This window comes from Burkholderia sp. E168m23, assembly GCF_016586125.1.
In the GTDB taxonomy this organism is placed as follows: Bacteria; Pseudomonadota; Gammaproteobacteria; order Burkholderiales; family Burkholderiaceae; genus Burkholderia; species Burkholderia orbicola.
This window is the reverse complement of record NZ_BCPP01001493.1, coordinates 1-989: the sequence shown is the minus strand read 5'-3', so window position 1 is coordinate 989 and position 989 is coordinate 1. Positions and strand designations below refer to the sequence as shown.

General features: G+C 64.8%; 1 protein-coding gene. It reads right to left on the bottom strand.

Annotated features, from left to right (window positions below; translation table 11 throughout):
* Window positions 1–54: 54 nt before the first annotated feature.
* On the bottom strand, window positions 55–989 hold a 935-nt coding region (locus tag JMF90_RS38410), incomplete at its 5' end, for a DNA-binding protein (protein ID WP_201326475.1).

Here is a 989-nt window from a genome sequence, read left to right as displayed (position 1 = left end):
CCTCACCTCAAGCTTCCCGGATCATCTCACCTGTGCGCATCGCCGGCTTCCCGGTCAGGTTTGCGCAAAACGGGCGACGGCTTCGAAGCGGGACGGCCACGCGCCCGAAGCGTGCTCGCACTCAGGGCACGCGACTTCAAAACCCTCGTCGCCATGTGACAGCTCCGGTTCGCCGTCGCAATGCGGGCACCGCGCCGGGGCCGGAATCTCCTGATCCAGCGAGGTGCCGATTGCGGCATACGCGTCCGCGTCCAGTTGTCCGGCATCGGCCAGGCGCCGCAGCAGCGCGGCGATTTCCGGATTCATCCCGCGGTTCGCGCGCAACGAATTCACGTCGCGCGTGGCGCGTTCCAGTTCGTCGCTCTGGCTGCGCAACTGTTCCTCGAGCCGATCAGCACGCGCCTTGGCAGAACTCAACTGCTGCAGGAAATCGAATTCCTTGCGCTGAACGTCGCGCAACCCGCTCTGGTAGGTCGACGCCATGCTGCGCAATGAGTCCAGTTCGACCAGCATCGGCTTGACGCGGCGTTCGGCTTCCGCCACCGCATCCTTGATTTGCTGCGCGTAGTGCTCGGTGCGCTGTTGCAATTCGGCTTGCAAAGCATCGATGCGGTCACGCAGCGCAGCGTTCTGCGCCTGTTCGGCATCGATGCGGCCGGCGGCCGCGGCCAACTCCTTTTCGAGTCGGGCGACTGTGGTGAGCAAGGTTGCTTCGCTTGCCGAACCGTGGGTCGTTTGCGACGCGAGCTGAATTTCGAGTTCGGTCACCCGCGCCTGCAATTGCTCGTTTCTCGCTTCCCCGCGCGCGAGCGCACCTTCAAGCGTTTCCTGGCGGATGGTCGCGTCGCGCAAGCGCTGTTCGGCGTCGGCCATGTCGGCGCGAACCTGTTCGCGGTCGGCGTCGAGGCTGTCGCGCGCCGCTTTCAATGCCTCTTCATAGAGTGCGCCGAGCAACGCGCCGGCTTTTTCCTCGACGGCTTTCGGGATCG